General features: G+C 55.3%; 14 protein-coding genes. 9 read left to right on the top strand and 5 right to left on the bottom strand.

Going from position 1 to position 21,435, the window contains the following annotated elements:
* Positions 1 to 162: 162 nt before the first annotated feature.
* The gene (locus EIK79_RS06720; protein ID WP_124954357.1) at positions 163 to 1,662 is read left to right on the top strand and encodes an alpha-N-arabinofuranosidase; all 1,500 of its coding nucleotides are present in this window, start codon (positions 163 to 165) and stop codon (positions 1,660 to 1,662) included.
* A 240-nt stretch (positions 1,663 to 1,902) separates the two neighbouring features.
* The gene (locus EIK79_RS06715) at positions 1,903 to 2,421 is read left to right on the top strand and encodes a hypothetical protein (protein ID WP_124954356.1); all 519 of its coding nucleotides are present in this window, start codon (positions 1,903 to 1,905) and stop codon (positions 2,419 to 2,421) included.
* A 77-nt stretch (positions 2,422 to 2,498) separates the two neighbouring features.
* Here the strand turns inward: EIK79_RS06715 and EIK79_RS06710 are convergent, their stop codons facing one another.
* Together EIK79_RS06710 and EIK79_RS06705 are read right to left on the bottom strand one after the other, a co-directional pair.
* Entirely contained in the window at positions 2,499 to 3,251 is a 753-nt protein-coding gene (locus tag EIK79_RS06710; RefSeq protein ID WP_124954355.1) for a hypothetical protein, read from the bottom strand.
* Positions 3,248 to 3,991: a PQQ-binding-like beta-propeller repeat protein gene (locus tag EIK79_RS06705; protein ID WP_221621701.1), complete on the bottom strand. Its 744-nt coding sequence runs from the start codon at positions 3,989 to 3,991 to the stop codon at positions 3,248 to 3,250. The genes EIK79_RS06710 and EIK79_RS06705 overlap by 4 nt, the downstream gene beginning before the upstream one ends.
* Positions 3,992 to 5,472: 1,481 nt before the next feature.
* Between EIK79_RS06705 and EIK79_RS06700 the strand changes: the two genes are divergently transcribed.
* Both EIK79_RS06700 and EIK79_RS06695 read left to right on the top strand, forming a co-directional pair.
* Positions 5,473 to 7,065 (top strand): sodium:solute symporter family transporter, encoded by a 1,593-nt coding sequence (locus EIK79_RS06700; RefSeq protein WP_124954354.1) that lies wholly within the window; start codon positions 5,473 to 5,475, stop codon positions 7,063 to 7,065.
* 9 nt (positions 7,066 to 7,074) lie between these two features.
* The gene (locus EIK79_RS06695; protein WP_124954353.1) at positions 7,075 to 7,347 is read left to right on the top strand and encodes a hypothetical protein; all 273 of its coding nucleotides are present in this window, start codon (positions 7,075 to 7,077) and stop codon (positions 7,345 to 7,347) included.
* A gap of 66 nt (positions 7,348 to 7,413) precedes the next feature.
* On the opposite strand, the gene EIK79_RS06690 is transcribed toward EIK79_RS06695, so the two are convergent.
* Both EIK79_RS06690 and EIK79_RS06685 read right to left on the bottom strand, forming a co-directional pair.
* Positions 7,414 to 10,716 (bottom strand): alpha-L-rhamnosidase, encoded by a 3,303-nt coding sequence (locus tag EIK79_RS06690; protein WP_124954352.1) that lies wholly within the window; start codon positions 10,714 to 10,716, stop codon positions 7,414 to 7,416.
* 614 nt (positions 10,717 to 11,330) lie between these two features.
* Positions 11,331 to 12,737: a sulfatase gene (locus EIK79_RS06685; RefSeq protein ID WP_124954351.1), complete on the bottom strand. Its 1,407-nt coding sequence runs from the start codon at positions 12,735 to 12,737 to the stop codon at positions 11,331 to 11,333.
* A gap of 534 nt (positions 12,738 to 13,271) precedes the next feature.
* On the opposite strand from EIK79_RS06685, the gene EIK79_RS06680 reads away from it, so the two are divergent.
* The 5 genes from EIK79_RS06680 to EIK79_RS06660 all read left to right on the top strand — a co-directional run bounded on the left by EIK79_RS06680 (position 13,272) and on the right by EIK79_RS06660 (position 18,603).
* A complete protein-coding gene (locus tag EIK79_RS06680) occupies positions 13,272 to 13,724 on the top strand; it encodes a winged helix-turn-helix domain-containing protein (RefSeq protein WP_124954350.1) in 453 nt (150 codons plus the stop codon).
* Complete coding sequence (locus EIK79_RS06675) at positions 13,724 to 13,999, top strand: DUF7521 family protein (protein WP_124954349.1); 276 nt, start codon at positions 13,724 to 13,726, stop codon at positions 13,997 to 13,999. The genes EIK79_RS06680 and EIK79_RS06675 overlap by 1 nt, the downstream gene beginning before the upstream one ends.
* A gap of 186 nt (positions 14,000 to 14,185) precedes the next feature.
* Entirely contained in the window at positions 14,186 to 16,777 is a 2,592-nt protein-coding gene (locus EIK79_RS06670; RefSeq protein WP_124954348.1) for an efflux RND transporter permease subunit, read from the top strand.
* A 210-nt stretch (positions 16,778 to 16,987) separates the two neighbouring features.
* Positions 16,988 to 18,268, top strand: a complete 1,281-nt coding sequence (locus EIK79_RS06665; RefSeq protein WP_124954347.1) for a beta propeller repeat protein — start codon at positions 16,988 to 16,990, stop codon at positions 18,266 to 18,268.
* A 152-nt stretch (positions 18,269 to 18,420) separates the two neighbouring features.
* A complete protein-coding gene (locus EIK79_RS06660) occupies positions 18,421 to 18,603 on the top strand; it encodes a DUF5786 family protein (protein ID WP_124954346.1) in 183 nt (60 codons plus the stop codon).
* Positions 18,604 to 19,904: 1,301 nt separating this feature from the next.
* Here the strand turns inward: EIK79_RS06660 and EIK79_RS06655 are convergent.
* Positions 19,905 to 21,395: an aldehyde dehydrogenase family protein gene (locus tag EIK79_RS06655; protein WP_124954345.1), complete on the bottom strand. Its 1,491-nt coding sequence runs from the start codon at positions 21,393 to 21,395 to the stop codon at positions 19,905 to 19,907.
* Positions 21,396 to 21,435 lie beyond the last annotated feature (40 nt).

The following is a 21,435-nucleotide window of genomic DNA, read 5'->3' as shown; positions in this document are numbered from 1 at the left end:
TGGTACTAGTCATCATGTGTTGTCCCAGCACAGAACGGACATAGGAACCCAAACCGGTTACCAGTTCCATCGATCCGGAGATCTGTTGTCGTCTCAGTGATGGGGCATTGGAACGATAGGACCCGAAGTATTAATATGGTATGTACAAATATCAATCAATGTATGGCTGAGGCACGCATAGCGGTTCATACTGAGGCGACTATCGATCAAATCGCACCGGAAGTACACGGTCACTTTTCTGAACACCTCGGTCGTTGTATTTACGGCGGGATCTGGCACAGCGACAGCGCGGAAGAAAGCGGCTTGCGCGACGACACCGTTTCCTTGCTCGAAGATCTCGATCTCCCGGTCCTCCGCTGGCCCGGCGGGTGTTTCGCTGATGATTATCACTGGAAAGACGGCGTCGGACCGCGCGATGAACGACCCCGTCGCCGCAACCTCTTTTGGGCACAAGGGCCAGAAGAGACGCCCGAAGAATCGAACGCGTTCGGCACCGACGAATTCCTCGCGCTCTGTGAGCGCCTCGACACAGAGCCGTATCTCGCCGCGAACGTCGGCTCCGGCGACCCACAGGAAGCCACGGACTGGGTAGAGTACTGCAACTACGGCGGCGACACCGAACTGGCAGACCGACGCCGACAGAACGGTCACGAGGAACCCTACGGCGTCACCTACTGGGGACTCGGAAACGAGAACTGGGGCTGTGGCGGTCGGATGACCCCCGAACAGTACGCGCGGGAGTACCGACGCTTTGCGACCTACGTCGGAACCACGGACGCCCTACTGCTTGACCACGATCTCGAACTCATCGCATGCGGCTACGAAGGCCACGAGTGGAACCGTCGGTTCCTCGAAGAGGTCGCCGGTGCTCCGTGGGGAAAATCGTTCCCGCTCGACCATCTCACGTTGCACCACTACTACGGTCGGACGATGAGCGTTTCCGAGGCCGACGAAGACGATTACGACGAATTCCTCGCTGAAGCGCTCGAAATGGAGCGCCACATCGAGCGGATAGCCGCCGCGATCGATGCGGTTGCCACGACGCGTGATATCGGTGTCATCGTCGATGAGTGGGGGGCCTGGCATCCCGAAGCCACAGCTGAGAGCGGTCTCGAACAGCCGGGAACTGTTCTCGATGGGCTTTCAGCGGCGGCGGTCCTCGACGTGTTCAACGATCATAGTGATGTCGTGACGATGACGAACATCGCCCAAACTGTCAACGTCCTTCAGTGCCTCGTCGAAACCGACGAAAACGACGCGTGGGCGCGTCCGACATACCGTGTCTTCGATCTGTACGCCCCCCATAAGAGCAACGAAGCCGTCCGGACATCCGTTGCCGCGCCGACGCGTGAAGTAGCGGACGACGATCTCACGTTGGTTGGTGCCTCCGCTTCGATCGCTGACGAGGAGACGTACGTCACTGTCACGAACCTCGATTGTCTCGAAGAACACACTGTCGAAATCTCACTCGAAGGCGACTGTCCGAGCGAGACGGAGGCTAACGGTGAGATCCTCTTTGCGGATCAAGCACCAGATCTTGTGGCTACTGCGGACAACGCCGACGAGTTCGTGGCTACCGAACTGGCCATCTCAGCCGACACTGATGGAACGTGCACGGTGGAACTTCCGCCAGCGACGGTTGCCGCAATCTCGATCCGATAGGGACACCGACAGATCACAGATCCTCGCTGTGAAGCAAAAGCCAGCTGACGGTGGGGAGACGCTGAGATACGATTGCAAGCGGGTGAGTGGAGAAGCTTCAGCGACACCAGTGGCCGACTGCCCCAAACCCTGAGAGCCGTCGAACGCGAGTCGGTAGTGAATGTCAGCGGTTATCAGCCGCTCCGGCTTGAGTGGCCAGAATGGATGGATTATTTCCGTTGGGCCTCTGCTATTTCTGGTATGGTATCTCGACGAACGATCATCTTCATCGCTGGTCTGATCCTCCTCAGCGGACTCTCTATGATCGCCGGTGAAGCGGTCGATGCTCCGCCGACAATGACGGCTACGAACGACGGCGACACGACGTACCGAGTGACTGCGTACACCGTTGAAGACAGGCGAACGGCGTTGCTCATGAATTTCGCGGTCACCACACGAGACGGAGAACGACGACTTGCGACCCTCTCTCAGTTGATCTGGCCAGATGGATTCCGAAACGTGACGCTGGCCGACGACGGTATCCCGACCCAAGGAATATCGGTCGATCCAGGTGAGGCAGTGACGACGACGATCGATGGATGGACACCCGGCAACGTCACGGTCTACGTCGTCGAAGATCTCGGTAACAACGAGACTCACGTTCGTACGAGCCTCGAAACGTGCACCAAACGAGGACAGGAGCACCACATGACGTTCGAAGAGAACGGTGGCGGTAGAACCTCCGTGTGTGGGTCCAGCATCGACCGACTGCTTCCCTGATCGAGTCACAGAGGGGGAGTGGCTCGTTCTACTCGAGTCGGAGCTTCGGTATCAGCTACCCCGCCATCGGTTCAGTCTCAACCGGATCGACTATCTGCACGGACGATCACTGCGCTGTTTCGGTCGAGTAAAACAGCGATCGAGACAGCGTGAATCGGTGCCACCACCACGGTACTCAGTCCTCCACCCACGATCGGGACTTGCGCCAACCCCCAGGACGCGAATCCAAAGACGATGATGAGACAGAACAGAGTCCATCGCTCTCCGACGGCCGTGCGGATGCTTTTTTGGAGCGCTGTTGTGTATCGACAGCCACGGACCAGCAGACCAGGGAGGAAAAACAGACGGATCAGTACGAGAAAGGCAGCGAGAACCATCAGTATGAAGAGCAGTAAGCTACCGACGGTGATCGTCTGGAAATCCATTATCCGAAAGAGAAGAGTCACTACAAATAGGAATCCGATGTATCTGGCGAGCGAATCAAGACGACGCTCGACGCGCAGCGCGCGCGTGATCGTCAGCCAGCCAGCGAGTCCGACGGCCAGCAAAACGAGGAGTTCGAGCGCAACAGCGCCGAGAAGATACGGATCCCGGAGATCGAATAACGCATTGATGTGTCTGATCGTTCGGGCGGTGCCTTTCGGCACGATTGAATACTGGATGCTGAACGTGTGCCCGAACGAAACCGGCGTCGCAACCGGGATCGGATCGAACTCGCGGAGCAGATCTGCGAGCATGACGAAAAGCCCGGCGACTGCGAACGGTCCGACGAGAGCCGGATCGTGGCGAATGCGCGATCCCGCTTCCCTCAGTACAGTGACCGGCATCATGTCGCTTCCTCCAGAGCGATTACTCGATTGCGATTGGTGACATAGAGGACGCCATCACCGACGATCGGTGCCGACAACGGAACTTGTGATGGCTGATACTCGAACCGTTTCTCACCCGATTTGGCGTCGATACCGACCAACGAGACTGCCGATCGAACCGCGTACACGATATCGTCAGCCACGACTGGCGACGTTGGCCCATCGAACGGCAGCGTCCACAGTGGCTTGCCCGTCACGAGATCGAGCGCGTGGAGAAACTCCCGTTCGTCGGCAACGAAGATCGTTCCGCTGGCTACCGCTGGTGCACTCTCGACCGCATTCCCATCGAGACTACGGTTCCACAGGTCGGAGCCGTCGGCAGCGTCGAGTAAACGAACACTGGTGCGAGACGGGACGACAACCCCTTCCTCGGTCGCTACTGGTGGCAAAAGCGTCTGTTCGTCAAGTTCTCGTTGCCAGCGTTTGACTCCGGTGTCGGTGCGGTAGGCGGTCACTCGCTGGGGCCAGCTCGTAACGAAGATGAGATCATCTTTCACGGCGGGTCTATTGAATTCGACGCTGACCGAGTCGTCTTCGTGGGGTGTCTTTTGCCACTGGATCGTCCCATCGCTCGGATCGAGTGAGGCGATCGAATCCGTGGCCGGAAGTGGGGTGTAGATCGCTCTGTCAGCAGCAACAGGGGGGACGACTGAGCCAGTCGGACCGAAAAAGCCAGCCCTCGAAGAGGGGACGCTGTCCATCGCTGCGCACCGAACGACCGATCTGACAACGGAACATCGAGTCCACCATCAGCGTTCAATCCGAAAACACCGGATGAAGCAGTCACTGCAAGCGTGGCGGTGTCGTAGATCGGAGACCGAACACAGACGGGGCTGGAGCGATACGGACCAGGATGACTGAACTGCTGTGCTCCGGTTTCACTGTCGAGAGCGAGTAGTCCGTTCCCCACAGCGTAGATCGTTTTTCCTCGTCGGATCGGTGGAACTGTTCCCAGAAACCAGTCCGTCGTGTCGTGAGTCCAGGCGATCCTGACGTCGTCTTTGGGACCCGATGCCGTCGGATGGTGGCCGGTCCCGGCAGGGTCGTACCGCGCCATCGGCCAATCGTACGTGGTCGGAAGAGCAGAATCAGAGCTACCGGCAACGAATCTGTTACTGAGCGAACCAGCGAGCACGAGTCCGGTTGATTCAAGAAATCGACGTCGGGTGCGGGCCATCATAGAAGAAGTTCACCCTAGTTTGTATAATCCTTGACGATACACGATAGGTCAGACGGGATTCCCTTCGGAGGATTCGATTCTCTGGGAGGATACAGTAATGCGGTATAGTCAGTGCGATTGACGAACACTGTTTTGAGGGTTCGGCTAGTGCTGTTCACCTGTCCGGAGATGACGGATAGTATTGAATGCTAACACGTGGGTGACTTATGGGACAGTTTGTGTTACCTATTTTTGTATTATTGGTTGAAAAACCTATATATTCTGATATAGAATGCTACAAAAATGAATATTGACACGAACAACTATAGAAAAAGGAAAAATAGATGCGCTAATTTCTTGTCCGTGTCATCAGAGGACGGCACGCGTCAATGATCAGATACACAGGAGGCATCCGTATAGGACATCTCGGAGCTACCACTGTGGGAGATGTATCAAATTTGTCTGAGAAATCAATCAAAGGGATAGAACATAATATTGTATTGAATACAACAACGGTTATAGTATGGAAATAAAATTGATAGGATTGTAACAGCCACGGATCTTGAGCAGGTCGATCGGATGTGAGATTACAGTCGTACTGTTGTAATATGTCTCCAGTGTAACCTCTTGATCCAACAGAACTCCTGCTACTGATGGTTGCATTACTGTCCCGACATCACATTCGAGTTGTCCAATGCTATCGTACAAATATTTTCGTGGCCTGTCGAATTATATTTAATAACTACATGTATTTTAATTTATTAATATGGCAATGGTAGTTCGAAGGACTAACTGTCCTGCCCTAGCATCGAACAACGAAAACGGAGGTGTATCGGTATCGCCGGACACAAGACACGAACGGTATTCTAGAATATGTCTTCGTACAGCAGCTATAACAGGCCATACGCTCCTTTAGTACGCGTCCGGCGATACCGGACACAGTCGGCTGCACAACGCCTACGTGTGAATTCATACGTGGATGATAAGCTATAAGAAAATCATGTGCAATTGTTTCACTGTAACATGGAGACAGCAGGTTCACCAACACTCGTTGTAACGGAGTGGATAGCAATTGTAACGTTCGTGCTGTCAATCGTCGTTTTCGGCGCGTACATGCGCCGAAACACGGTCGATTCCGCGAGCACGTTCTTAGCAGATCGGTCACTTCCACCGTGGATACAAGCGTTTTCCACGGTCGCAACGAATTTGAACGCAAACGATTTCATCGGAATGGCTGGATTCGCCTATTCGTTCGGGGTCATTGCGCTCATGACCCCGATCTCGACCGCGATCGGTATCGTCGTCGGGACGATTGCGATCATTCCTTTCATCCGTGAGATTCGGGCTTTCTCGCTGGGTGAGTGGCTCAACGAACGGTTCGGAAGTCCGGTCGGTGACGCGTACGATTTCATCTGGACGTTCGTCTGGATGGTCATCAACATGGGATTGTACATCTACGCGGGATCACTCGTGTTGAACACGCTGTTGGGATGGGATCTATGGCTCTCGATTGGCGTCGTGGTGATCATCGGAACGACCTACACGCTGCTCGGGGGCTTCGGCGCGGTTGCCGGCTCCGACACGATCCAGTTCGTCCTTATGTTCATCCCGCTTGCCCTGATCTTGCCGATGACGCTGGATCTGGTCGGGGGAATAGCAGGACTCATCGAGGGCATCGAATCGTATCAGGGAACGATGACGCCGTCGAACCATCCCCTCATAGCTGACTTCCCGTTTGGCGGTCCGGTCGCTGTGGCGCTACTGTACATGGGTTTTATCGCCCAATCGATCGCGTATTGGGGTGCAGAATCACAGATCCTACAGCGACCGTTGGCAGCCGAGAGTGCGGAATCTGCACAGCTCGGATTTCTGTACACCGGCATCTGGTACGCAGTATTAGTACCGCTGTTCATCTTGCTCCCAGGGGTTGCTGCAGCAGCGCTCTACCCGAATCTCGCGGTGTCTGACCAAGCAATGCCGGTACTGATTCGTGAGATCATCCCGCCCGGTCTCTATGGGGTGGTGATCGTCGGGCTACTCGCTGGCGTTCTATCCAGTGTCGACTCACAGCTCAACAACTTTCAGACGTTGCTCACAGAGCGTATTTACCGGCAACACGTTGCCCCCGATCGGGCAGCCGAACATTATGTTACAGTCAGCCACGTCGCGGGCGTTCTGTTCGTCCTGATATCGATCAGCATGGCGTATTACTTCTCGCTGCAAGATTCAATGTACTTGGTTGCGCAATCGTTGTTGGTGACGATCATGCCCACGTTCGCTGCGGTTGCGATCGTCGGCGGGCTGTGGGACGGGGCGACGACCACTGGCGCGCTGGCTGGGATTGTGTTCGGCCTAACATTTAGCGTGTATCTCGGGGTCAAACTCGGTCACGACGCAACGTACATCAGATCCCTGTATTCACTCACCACGATTATGGCGGTGGTGGGCGTCGTGAGCGCGTTCACGTCCCCGAGCGACGGGGAAACCCCGACGGAATTCCTCTCATCAGTCCGAAACGAAAACATGACAACCATTTCACCAGTAGTGAAACGAGCATCGGTGGTAACAACGGCGCTCGCCGTGCTGACGTTCATCGGTGCAGCTGTTATCTTCTAGGTGATTCCAATGGATAATAACCCACAGACAACGACCCCAGATGTATCGGCTACCGACGATCAGACCAGCAAAGCGTCCGACCAAAACGAATACGACCTTCCGGTCGAACTGTTTGCTGGCTCAGTCATCTTCATAATGGGTGTGCTCGTTCTGGTGACGCCACTGATCACAGAAATGCCAGCTGATACGCCATGGGATCCGGTGCTCATCAATGGGATCAGCGGAGGGATATACGTGCTCACTGGGGTGTACTTCATTCGGCGGGCAGGAGACGCCCGTTGATCGGAGACCACCTGTAGGAGAAACGATCTAAACACTCGTCGGATCAAGCGACGAAGGAGATCCCAACTATACAACCTCGAATTCGTACGTACCAGATCCGACTTCGAGGACTACGTCGCCGGCGTCTCGGTTGATAGTACGGAGGCCCGAGAGGGACCCATCGGTGCGCCCGTGGAGTTTCGTTCCAGACTCCGCTACAGTCGCATCGGCGGCCTCGGGCAGTCTGATCGTCGCAGACGTGTTCCACGGGATTGTCGTGCTGAGTCGGTATTCGTCTCCATCTCGGTCCCACGCGACCGCGAGGGTTCCGTTCGGCGTCTCGACGCTCGCGTCCACCCAGTCAAGATCGTTGACCAGAGCAGGAGCGATCGTGACGTGTTCGGTCATAGGCGCATCCGCTACTTGGATGCCCGCTAACACCGCATAGAAGAACTCAGAAACGTGCGTGAACGGTGAGTGATTAAGCGAGTTCATTCCGGAGCCGACGCTTTCGTCGGCGTTCCAGCGCTCCCACAGTGTCGTCGCACCGTTGCGAGCCATGTACACCCAACCGGGCTGGTCGGGCTGGCTCACAACCTCGTAGGCGAGTTCCGTGTAGCCGTGGGCCGCGAGCGTATGGATAAGCGGCCGTGTCCCGAGAAAGCCAGTCTGAAGCTTGCTGCCGTCTGCCCGTACTGTCGCAGCGAGGTTTTCAGCGACGAGTTCGGTGTCTCCCTCTGGAACCATTCCGAGAAACAGCGGGACGGCGTACGACGACTGCGTTCCTGGGCCATACACGCCCGCGTCGGCGTCGAAAAAGCGGTCGTTAAACGCAGCGGCGATCACGTCGGCCCGGTGGCGGTAGGCGTCGGCGTCCGTCTCGTTCCCGAGAACGGCGGCGATCTTCGAGAACGTGTCGGTGACTTGGTAGAGAAACGCTGTGTTGTAGAGGTCGTGTGGAAGTCCGCGACGTCCCTCGGTGTTCTCGAACGCGAGCCAGTCACCGTACTTCCCGTATGTATCGGGGAGGATACCGTTGTCCGCAACTGAGAGCCAGTACTCGACGTACGCCCGCATCCCCTCATACTGCTCTCTGAGGACGCCGATGTCGCCGTCGTGTTTGTAGAGATACCACGGCACCATCACGCGCGTGATCGACCACGTTGGATCAGCGGGGGTCTCAGCAGCTTTGTTCGGAATAACGTCTGGGACGTACCCCATCTCGGACGCAGCGTCGTCGTGGTCGCGCGCCCACTTCTCGTCAAACCGGACCGCGTCGAAGTTGAACAGCAGCGCCCGGGTCGAAATGTGGGCGTCGCCGGTCCAACCGAAGCGTTCGTCACGTTGGGGGCAGTCCTCCGGAATCGAGTGGGTATTACCACGTAATCCCCATACCGCGTTGTGCTGGACCTGGTTCAGATCATCGTTCGAACAGGCGAATTCGCCCCGTGGTTCCATGGCTGTGTGGACGACCTTCGCTGTCACTGCGTCAGGATCGAACTCACCCGGGTAGCCCGATATCTGGGCGTATCGGAAGCCGTGATACGTGAACTGGGGTTCGTACGTCTCGGTTCCGTCACCGCGGGCGACGTACGTGTCGGTCGCGTCGGCGCTCCGCAAATCCGTGGTGGAGAGTTCACCGTCGGCGGTGAGCGCCTCCGCGTGACGAAGCCGTATCTCATCCCCTGCGTCCGCGCCGTCGATCTCGATCTCCACCCATCCGGTGAGATTCTGTCCGAAGTCGACGATTGGACCGTCCTCGCGGTCGGGCACCTCGCGCTCGGAGAGGTCCTCGCGGTCGGAGGCCTCGACGACATCGAAGGTGTCGACCACCTGCATCGGCTGGATCCGCTCCGGTCGGAGCGTTCCGCCAGGACCATCGACGACGCTCGCTGGGTCCCAGTCCCTGTCATCGAAATCTGACTCGCTCCATCCACTCGCTTCCCGCCGGGCGTCGTAGTGCTCGCCATCGTAGATGTCGTTTTCGAGCAACGGACTCCCAGTCGCCAGCCAGTTGCCGTCTGTCGACCGGGTTCGGGTCGTCCCGTCCTCGAATTCGATCGTCAGGGTTGCGCGGCCGCGCGGTGAGCCGTCGGAGAGCCAGTAGGAGCTGCGTTTAGCGAACCAACCACGACCGAGCCACAACCCAAGCGCGTTCGAACCCTCTCGGAGTTGGTCCGAGATGTCGTGTGTCGCGTACAGAACACGGCGCTCATAATCCGTCCACGCAGGGTCGAGCTGTCGATTGCTGATGCGCTCGCCGTTGACGTACAGTTCCCCGTACCCCACCGCAGCGACGTGGATTCGCGCTGAACGGACGGGCTTCTCGATCGAGAATTCATTCCTGAGCAGCGGTGAAGAAGACGCCAGCTGAGACTCGGTACCACCGTCAATCAGGTAGTCACGACTCCACGTGTCCGTCTCAACAGACGATGATGTCTCGATATCACCGGGCGTGAGGTTCGTCCCGTCATCGGCCCGGACAGTGAGCGCAGCGAGAGCAAAACACGCGTACGCATCGATCGATTCGACACACCGGTCGACATCCCGAACGCTCGATATCGACCTCGCGGCTGGTTGAACTGAGGAGAGATCGGTTGCGGTGACGCGGACGTACCGTCCGCGTGCGTCGAACCCGTCGTGGGTTCGCGGGGCAACGCTGTCGTCAGGTTGCCCCGCTGGGTCGTCCAGCTTTGGCGCAGACTCAGCTGTGTACTCAGCGACAACGGTTGCCGCCGCGAAATCAGGATCGTCTGCCACTTCGACGCGGTAGGCGTCCGGAAATCCAAACTCCGCGAGGGGGTTGTCAGACCACGACATTGTGACAGGCACAGTGTCGGGTGTCCGAACGATAGAGATAGGATTGGCGGGGTGGAGCGTGATCTCGGAAACGTCCCGGATGTCGCCCAGATCGACCTGCACCCACTCCTCGCTCGCTGATTTCGAATCTTGCCACTGGCTGCGCCAGCCGTCAACATCACCAGCTCCGGGCTGGTGAGCGATCCACTCACCCCGCCACTCCTCGGGTTCGAGCGCCGTTGAGAACGGAACCGGTGCTGCCCAGTCCGTCTCGCTCGTATCGGTCCAGACCTTTACTGACCAGTGGTACGTTTCATTCGACGCGAGGGACGGTCCACCATAGCGCACGCCCGTCGCCGCTGATGAGTCAACGCGGCCGGAGTCCCAGAGATCGCCGCGGCCTTCTGCTACGGTTTCTTCTTCCCGGCCGATGATGACGCGATATGCGGTCTGGCGAACATCGCGGTGATTCGTTTCAACTTGCCAGGAGAATCGCGGCGGTGTCGTCGGGTCAACGTTGATCGGTTCCGCTTCGTACTCCACACAAAGATCTCTCGGCCGAGGCAACTGCTCCTCAGAGGATGCAGACATGAAGTGAAATCTCAGTACTAGAAACATAAACCTTCGGGCGAGTTAATAATCGCCCGAAACAGCGTCCCAGTCTATCCGTGTACAGATGCGTACGACTCGGCTAGTAGGGTTTCCGGGAAATCGATCACAGTAATACATTATTCGTATTGTGTAAACAATGTCTGTTGATACGTAGCTTCCATTTAACTGTCGATGATTATAACGTATCTTTGGTATATTAGCATAGATCGCACGATTACCATGTGTGTTAAAATCAAATGAATACGACAGTGGCGTTACAATGTTACCGTGGACAGCGTGCACAGTGAGGATGAGAGAATCTCCTATCAGTTAGTCTTCAGCTGTGAAATCCGCACGTTACACTGTCTTCCTAAATATGTGTAAATATGAGTTGTTAGGATAGTGTTGCGGCGTGTGTTTCCCTGCGTAGAGTAACCGCATACACCGGCCACTGTTTGTGTGGCTTGTGATGCTCGCTGGAAATAGCACAGCAGTAACACACTATGGACAGCGGCCAACTTTTTCGCCGGTTCGCGGGAGACAGCACTGACAGTACTCACGGTACGAATCCCACCGATTTTTGGAGCGGCTGAAAGCGAGTCACGGCCATAGCCTCATTCGACGAAGTAGCCGAGATCGGTAAGTTGTTCGCGCAGCGCTTCCGTGAATGCGCTGTCGATTGGTTCGGAATCAGTGATCGGCTTTCCGCTGTGCTCCCACCATCGAGTTAGCTTCTCATCAAATTGTTGAGTCACATTGTCATAGTAAGCGGCTACATCGGTGTTCTCGTCTGGTAACCGGTAAAGTCTGGAGTCATTTTCACCCTTCAGATATTTGAATTTCGTTGTTCGAATGGCGGTGAGCATCCCAGGGAGATACCGCGAAACATCGAAATCAGGATTGAATTCCCGGTAGGCGTCGAGGGTCCTTTGGCGTCGACACGGGCCGCGCTGTGTGATCGTGTGAGTTCGCGTCTCATTTCTGAGGTCGATACCTTGTAACTGGCTGGTATCGGAGCCAATCGACTCAAGGAGGGTCTTCATGACATCGATATGCTGTATCGTCTCTCCCGCGTAGTCCAGCATCTCTTCCGAACCGTACACGATGAGCGGAACGTGGATAAGGCCGTCATGCACGCCGATTTTGTGACCGAGAAGGTTCTGTTCTCCCAGCGACTCGCCGTGGTCAGCTGTGATGACGAAAACGGTGTTGTCGAGGTTCAGTGCTGAGGCGTAGTCGAAGAGTTCACCGATGATCTTATCAGCGTATTCAATACCCCCGTCGTACAACGCCGTGAGTGCTCTCCACTCCTCTTCGGTGTACGGGCATCCCTGGGCAACGAGTTCGTCGATATGGGAGTGGTGGTGGAGAGCGATTTCTTCCGCTTCTTTCGGAGAGAGGCCGAGACGTGCGGTCTCACGCTTCAGTATCGGCAGCGGTGGATAATACGGGTGGTGTGGATCACCGAAGTGCAAGTACAGAAAGAACGGCTCAGTCGAGTGCAGAAACGACCGAAGCCACCGCTTGGTCATGTCCAGCATCATGTACCCTGTGTTGTGTCGCCACGTATCTCTGGTTAGTCCACCGCCGTGGGTTCTGATGTTAAAGAGATATTTGAGAAGAGTAGCCTTGCTCATATCATCGAGAAGAGTAGACTTGTCGATCCACATGAAATCGGTGAATCCACGGTCAAGACCCGTCCCTGAGCTTAGATTGGCATTCGGAGACATCGCAGCAGTGTGGTATCCCTCCTCTCGTAACAGTTCAGGAACAGTCATCAGTTCGGTGGGTATTCGTTCGCTGTCCATCCCTGCCCTGTGACGGGAGGGCCACGTTCCGGTGAGGATCGATGCGCTCGACGAACGCGTCCATATCCCGTGACTGATACACGTTGAAAACGATCGACCGCCATCCAAGTCAGCGATTCGCTGGAGATTCGGCGTCGTGTCTCGATCGTAGCTGTGGAGTGACGTGTGGTCCGCCCGAGTGCTCTCGATCGTGATCCAGATTATGTTTGTCATTGTCGTCTTTGTGTGTCGTGTTTGATCGTCCGGTCCATCTTGAACCGCGCTGGTCGGTGGTGAAAGAACCCAAATAGGACAGCTGCACTGACCGAGATCGGATGGAGCGTCGTTGATTCGTTCAGGTTGCGACGCAGATATCGCGTCTCCCAAGCAACCGAACGATACTGAGAGTCGACTGCCCCTTGGTACCGAGGACCGGAACTCCGTTCACGATCGGTCTCCCAATATTACAACGTATCTCACTAACATCGGCACGTACCATCGTAATTTGTAGGCTAATTGCGACGCAGCAGTGAACCCAAATATTAATTCCGATTGAACGATTGATGACGAATAACGGAGTGCTTCGGGTAAGGGAACGTTGCTCCGTCTTAGTAGCCAACCAGAAGCCACACAGAGACCGGGGTTACCCCGTTCCCAAGGCGTGGGACTGATCGTGATTCCTATATTCGCTCCGTCATAAGGGGCGAATACTTCGAGAGATGATCTGTACAGACACTCAAAACGACATGTACTTATATTACTTTTGATATGGATGGAGAACACGTTGGTTCGAACCGGCTATCACTGATTCCGTCGACTGATTTGGTAGACGCATCGACAGAAGTAGTCCAATTACTATCGAGCGAAGGGGACGATGCCGACCTCCCAGCGGTGTTGGAATCGCTTGACGACACCAAGTGTCGAACGATACTTACACAATTAGACGACCCAAAATCCGCTGGACAACTCTCTGATGAATGTAGTATGTCTAATTCGACTGTGTACCGGAAGCTCGAACTACTTCGCGAAGCTGCTCTCGTTAGAGAGTATACGGAAGTTCGGCGGGACGGCCCAAACGCCACGCTGTACGAACGAGACTTTACGGAGATCTCGATCGGTCTCGACGATTCTGGTGAGTTCACAATGAGAGTTATGCGTCGAGAGAGGGACGCAGAAGAACGACTAGCTACGTTTTGGTCAGCAATGAAAGAGGAATCATAATGGACCTACTCGTTGGCTTGCTCCTCATCGTTAAGCTCACCGCACTTACCCTGGGAGGAATCGTCTCCTTGATGGCGTATAGAGCCTACAGTCGCACTCGAATCGCAGGCCTCCAGTATTTTGCCGTCGGGTTGGCGATTATCACACTCGGAACGTTTCTCGTCGGCGTCTTCCACCACATTGGCGGCGCATCAGTCACGATTGGAATGCTTCTCGAAAGTGTAATAATCTCCGTCGGATTCATTGTGATGATTGTTGGACTCTATGAAACGTAGAAATCGGGTGTAACATCACGAACACGATGTGACGAGAACCGTAGCGTAATATCCAGTTGCCCCACGTCTTGGGAATCGTCCATTACGCCTTATTAGTCACACTCGGAGAACGGGTATGAACCGGATTTTCCGACAGACGACCGAACGCAGTAATCGATGTCGCAACCGGAGGGGTGACAGTGACTGATGAGCCGGAAGTTCACGTCTCGGTACGCGGCGCTACTCACATCACACAGTAAACTGATACTCGCTCTATTGCTAGTTGTTACCACTGTTGTCGGTGCTGGTGCTGTCGTCGGCACAACTGAAGACGGGCAGATCGGTCAGGCTGGTATCGATTCGTCGGAACAGACAGCACTCGATCAGATCGATTCGACGTACAAAACCGATGACGCTGTCGTTGCACAAATCGTCGTCAGGGATGAAGGTGGTAACACACTCACACGAGAGTCGTTACTACGAAGTCTCCGTCTGCAGAAGGAACTCCGTGAAAACGGCTCTATTAACGCGACGCTTCGGACCGAAACAGGAGTAATCGGCATCGAGAACGCGGTTGCAAACGTCGCGTACGCTCGCGAGCAAACCAACAAGGCACCCACGCCGAACGTCGAGAACAGTTCTACAACAGCTACAGAGCAGCGCCAGCGGTCGTCACCGACGCTCGATCAGCAGATCACAGCCCTCGAAACCAGTTCCGATACGCAAGTCGAAACGTATCTCAGTCGCATTCTCGACTCGAACGGCACCGTATCGGGTAGCGATCCAACCGAGTTCCTGTCAACGGAGTATACGCCAGGAACGACCACTGCCGAGGCCAGAACAACGCTCGTTTTTCAGCAGAGTCCGAGTGAGACGAACACCACTTCCCAGGCGGTGAACGACGCTCAGGTTGCGATCGATTCGCTGGTCGAGAAGCACTTTACCGACGCGTTCGTGTTCGGACAAGGTATCATCGATGCGGAATCCTCACAGGCGATCGGTGATACGTTCATCATTATCACCCCTGTTGCGATCGTCCTCCTTCTCGTTGTTCTCACCATCGCCTACCGAGATCTCATGGACGTGCTCGTGAGCGTCGCTGGGATCGGCGTCGTGATGGTCTGGTACAGTGGTGTACAGGGATGGCTCGGAATACCGTCGAACTCGACGCTCATCGCCGTACCGTTCTTGCTCATCGGTCTCAGTATCGACTACTCGTTACATGTTGTCATGCGCTATCGGGAGGCACGAGACGGCGTGCTTGACAGCGACGAATCGATCGATCGACGAGATCCAACGTCTGCGATGCGTATCGGGATCGACGGTGTTGTGCTCGCGCTGGCGACCGCTGCGTTCTCAACGGCCGTTGGCTTTTTCTCGAACTACACCAGCCCACTGCAATCGATTCAGGATTTCGCTGTCCTGAGCGGCGTCGGCATCGTTGCCATCTTTCTCGTTTTTGGTGCACTCGTTCCGGCTCTCAAACTCGAACTCGAACGGGTGTTCGAGCGCCGTGGCCGTGACCGGCACAATCCCGCTGTCGGCGTCGGTTCAGGATGGTTGAACCGTGTTCTCTCGGGCGTTTCGACGCTCGTCCAGCGTGTCCCTGTTGTCGTCCTCGTGGTTTCGGTGTTGCTCGCCTCCGCTGGTGTCTATGGGGCGGCCGGTATCGATACGGAGTTCAATCAGGCCGATTTCATCCCACAGGACGCGCCGGAATGGATGGATTCGCTCCCAGAACCGTTCGCACCCGGCAACTACGAGGCGAGTGAAAACCTCAACTATCTGAGTGATAACTTCCGCCAACGGGGACAGAACGCGGAGGGACAGATACTGATACGTGGCGACGTGACTGCGCCGACGGTGCTCACCGCCGCCGACGCGACACAGGACATAGACCGCGATGGGACGATCGTCGTTAGGAACGATGGTCGCGCTGCGATCGAGAGTCCGGCGTCCGTTATCCGGAGCGTCGCCGCCGAAAATCAGACGGTCGCCACCGCGATCGAAAGACGCGACACGGACGGTGACGGTCTCCCAGACAGGGACGTCGAGGCAGTGTATGATCTCGTGTACGAAACCGCTCCCGACCGAGCCGCTTCGGTGCTCTACAGGACGGACAATGGCTCGTACGAATCCGCACGCCTGATCGTCGGCGTGCAGGGCAACGCCTCTGCTCAGTCGGTCGCGGGCGATGTCCGGGCTGTCGCGGCGTCGATCGAAGGAACTGCACCGGTAACAGCGGTTGCGACGGGCGGTCCGGTTATCACTGCAGTCGTTCAGAGTGGACTGTTCGAAACCCTCATCGAAGGGTTCGCTATCACGCTTGGCGTCATCCTTGTTCTTCTCGTCGGATTGTACTGGTGGCGCTACCGTGCGCCGGGACTGGGGGTGGTAACGCTCATCCCAGTGGTCATTGCCCTCGCATGGTTGCTTGGAACGATGGCTGTCTTCGACATCCCGTTCAACAGCGAGACTGTCGTTATCACGAGTTTGGCGATCGGGCTCGGCGTGGATTACAGCATTCACGTCAGCGAACGATTCGTTGACGAACGTGCTCGTCACAGTACACTTACTGATACATTGACGGCAGCACTCACAGGAACCGGCGGCGCGTTGCTCGGAAGCGCAGTAACGACAGCCGCTGGCTTCGGAGTGCTAGCACTAGCGTTGTCACCACCGCTACGGCGGTTTGGGATAGTAACTGGACTCAGTATCGTCTATGCGTTCATCGCGTGCATGACTGTACTCCCGTGCCTGCTCATAGTCCGTAAACGTTTGCTCGCTCAGCTCGTATAGGACATCTATTCTATGTGAAATTTGTTGATAAAAATTCCACTTTGAATGTATACGTAGTGTTATTCAACACCACATAGTTATCTGGTATTTATTTTATATTTATTACTTCTAAATTGTTTAGAACTATAGTTTTCTTCAACCAATATCAATCTAGTTCAGCCATTCGTAGTCAATAGGAAAGCACTTTCCACTGAAGACTATATATTTTCTATGCATCGAAGACGGTTCCTCGAACGAACAGCCACAACAGTAGGAACGGGAGTTACGCTTGCAGGCTGTTCGATGGACGACGAACCCGAGAACGCGACGAAGACGGAGCCCACAGGGAACGAATCGGAAACAGAACCAAAAACGGAACCAGAACCGAAAGGTGGTGATGGCCGACCGTACACCCACTACAGTCTCGATGTTCGCAACGAGCGAGAGGCGGGCCAACCGGTCTGGGTCGATCAGGACGGGCGTCTGTACGGGCGCGATGGTCCCGAGGTGGTAGTCAGCGACGACTGGTGGAAGACGACCGAAACGCTCTACTCGTTCGAAGGTGACCCGAAGCTTGGGGATGAACGTGTTGAAACAGTTATCGTTCCCGACAGCGGTCGAATTCTCGTCGGGATCGGCGGCCATTTCGACGAGACAACAGGGCGTCTGGAGCTACTCAATGAAGATCTCAGCGGATCAGAAACGCTCTACGAATTCGACTGGGGGCGAACTTCCAACAGCATGGGCCACGCCGTCCACGAGAACATCGTGGTTATCTCCTGTTATGAGGGATCGGATTTCAAGAACGGGAACCATGCAAATGAGGTGCTGATCTCAACCGACGGCGGGAAAAGCTTCGAGTTGGTGCTCGAACCGGAGGTGGTCGATATGGACGCCGCGAATAACCATATTCACGACGTGGAGTACGATCCGTATGCCGAACGGGTCTGGGTCGCTGTCGGTGATCACGGAAACTCACAGATCTACTGGAGCAATGACCACGGCAGCTCCTGGAAGGAACTCACCGAGCGCGGTGGTGTGACGATGATTACACAAATAGCGGCGTTCAAGGACTGTGTTGCTTTCGGTACGGATGGGGCCCCGGAGGGTATCATCCGTTGGGAACGTGAGGGACCTGACGACGAGCCAGACGGGGCGGGCGATCTGGTTCGGCCACACGTGCAGATAAAGACGAATCCTAACGATGACACGATGGAGATGTACGCTCGTCGTCGATGGCACATTCGAGAGGACGTAGAGTCGGGCCGTGAACTCTGTCTCATGCCGTTTGGCTACTCACCCATGCACGACACCGCAGAGGATTCAGTCGTTCTCGCGAGCGTCGACGGGGACGAATGGTACGAACTCTACCGGACCGAAACCCGAGAGATTTTGCTCACGAACGTTATGGGTCCACTGTCGATGGATGGCGATCGACGAACGCTCATCTCTGACAGTAACCAAGGAGCGGGATATCAGGTTGATGCGACGGTGCCGAAGTTTTGGGATTGACGCCGTGTCACGCTCCCGGCGCAAGGACCCCATCGACAAGCACGCTGTCGGGTGTTGGTGATTCGTTCGTCCGCTCTGAGCACTGACTGACCGATCAATCACAGTAGTAACGAATCGGGTGTTTTTAGTCCGTCTCGCCACCCTCGTTAGATATGGGATTTGGAAGCTACGATGAATCCGAGCAGAAAAATCAGGAAATGAATACTGACGACACCCAAGGCGTTAACGTTCACGAGAACGAACACGAGGGTGAACTGACCTTTGAATCACAGGCGTCAACCGACGACCTTGTCGACCAACTCCAAGCGATCAAATCGACTGTCGACGACGAATAGAACGAATTCGTCCCCTCTGTCGGGTGTTATTTATTTTTGTAAGATGAAGGTCCAACGAGGACAAGCACCTCAAACAGTTCATATTATAGTCAAGCATCCACTGAGTTTCGAAGCCCCTGTTAGACCGACACAGATCTGGTGAGCTCAATATTGAACATCTCTCACGACCCTAACGGTGAGACACGAGCTTAGCGTTATTCTATAATACCCTCATCCAAAGTCCAGCCGCTTTGGGAAAGCCCCGCAGGAGTTCCGGTTGCTCGTCCTTAGCTGTGATCGACTGATCGATACGAGCTTCCAAGGCATCAATGTCCGGGGGGACGTGATACAGCGTTTTGACGTGCTTGGTCTGCACATTCCCGGTGGGTACTTATGGAGTTACTTCAGATAGCCTTCTTCATTTTTAATTGATATTAATATTATACGTTCATAAAAATCACCTGCCTGACTTCAACTCCAATGGGCACTCCATGAGCGTTCGAGGTGGTCGGTGTGATACGACCTCGCGATGCCCCCAGCTTGTATGTAAGCGCCTCAGCTCACGTCGTGATCAAATATCCAGAAACGATCACATGGACACTAGGGAGATCACCATTGTAGTCAGAAAACCTGAGTGATATGATATTAGTCTCGTTACTCATGATCTTGTCTCTCTGGTTTCTCTCAGAAGAAGCCGGTGTGCTGTGGTTGGGGGTAATCTGAGTCGGTCATATTCGGTTGGGAGCGGGATACGGACAGCTTACGTATAGGTATTGTGTCTTTCCAGACGCCGACAGTCTGGTAACTCTACGGCTATATCGCAAAAATATGCATGGTAGACATAAATCTCATATCACTATAGCAAATCCTGTACTGGAAATACCCTACTTCGGAGGATGGATTTCTGGAAAATGTCTTTTACTCACCCAACACTAGATAGAATTTAAGTATCAGTGCCACGAGAGGGCTTCTCTCGGCATGCTACTCGATTTGGGGTACTGTAACAAGCATCGCTGAGAGCACCTGATAGGCGTGCGATCTACTCGGGTCTCCGATCAGCAAGCGGCATAAGCGTCTTCTCCTTGGTCTTGACCGTTGCTCGTTCATGTCGCCAACGATCATTATCGAATTTGAAGTCGGCTAGGTGCGATTTCTAATGGACATCGTCTCGTGAAATTTGTGCTGCTAAGATAGATTTCGAGACTGGTCGTGCATTAGAGACCTAGCCGACCTCTAGTAATGCAATCGGAATCCGACTCGGCGTTGGATCCTGATCTTCGAAAGCCGTCGTCCGACTAGATACGTGAGAGTTCAGTAGAGCTTCAAAACGGATACTCGCGTGCCTCGTGTTGAATCGAGATCCACTTGGTCTCAGTGATCTCGTGAAGGAAGGCGTCGCTGTTGTACGTACCGACGCCGGACGCACCGGTACCACTGAACGGAACGTGTGCCTCGTCGTTGATCGGCTGATCATTGATGTGGACGTTCCCGGTCTCCATCCGTTCGGCGATCGTCTTTCCAACCGCAAGGTCTCCAGCATGGACAGATCCGGAAAGGCCGTATTTGGTGTCGTTAGCGATTTCAACCGCCTTGTCGATATCGGAGAATGGAATGACAGGAGCGATTGGGCCGAAGTGTTCGTTGCAGGCGGCGGCCATATCGTTGGTCACACCTGAAAGGACAGTGGGTGCGACAACAAGGGAGTCGTCGATCCCTTCAAGCGCGACGGTCTCGCCACCCGTTTCGAGCGTGGCACCCGCATCAACCGTTTTCTCAATGTAGCCAAGCATCTCGTCGCGCTGGGATTCGTCGATGATCGGCCCGACAATCGTATCCTCGTCGTGAGCACTCCCAACCGGCAGTGACTCCGCTCGGTCAACGAGCCGCTCGACGTACTCATCATAGATGTCTTCATGAACGATATGGCGGTTAATCGAGATACACACCTGCCCTTGGTGGACGAACGACCCGAAGGTGCCGCCGTCGATCGCGCGGTTGAGATCGGCATCGGCCGTCACAATGTGGGCATTGTTTCCGCCAAGTTCCATCGCCGGGATCGCTAAGTTCTCCCCCGCAATCCCGGAGACGTGCTGGCCGACCTCCGTCGATCCGGTGAACGCCACTACATCACTTTCGGGATGGCCAGCGACACGGTCACCGATCTCCGATCCCCGTCCAGTCACGACATTTATGACACCAGCTGGGAGCTCAGTTTGCTCAAACAGCTTGCCGAAAAGAAGCCCACCTGTAATCGGTGAGTTGGACGACGGTTTGAGGACAACAGCGTTACCGGCAGCGATTGCGGGCGCAACGGCACGCATCGAGAGATTGAGCGGGAAATTCCATGGAGAGATAACCGTGACAACTCCCTTAGGACCCTGTTGGACCAGGTTTTCCTTTCCTGGAACATTCGAGTCAACGTGTTCTCCCTTCATACGTCGGGGGAGAGTCGCGGCTTCGCTCGCGTGGTCAGACGCAATCTGTATCGACGTCTCACCCATGATCCGGGAGCCTCCCACCTCATTCTCCAGCAACTTCATGATCTCCTCGCTGCTCTCTTGGAGAACGTGGAGGAACTGGTGAATCACCGCTTGTCGACGCGCCGGTGGCTGGTCCTTCCAGTCGCTTTGAGCCGCTGCTGCTGCCTCATAGGCGGTGTTGACATCTGCCTCAGTTGCAGCCGGGACCTCAGTGAATACCTCCCGAGTCGATGGATTTTCGTCGGTCAGCGTTGCATCGCTTTGACCGCTAGTCCACTCACCATCTATGTAGAGTGCGTTCCAATCGGCCTCTGGCGAGAGATCCTTTGACATCGGTGTTTGACCATATGGTCTAGCTGCGTAAAAAGGATAG

Origin of the sequence: Halocatena pleomorpha (assembly GCF_003862495.1) — an archaeon.
In the GTDB taxonomy this organism is placed as follows: domain Archaea; phylum Halobacteriota; class Halobacteria; order Halobacteriales; family Haloarculaceae; genus Halocatena; species Halocatena pleomorpha.
This window is presented reverse-complemented; position numbering and strand designations above follow the sequence as displayed.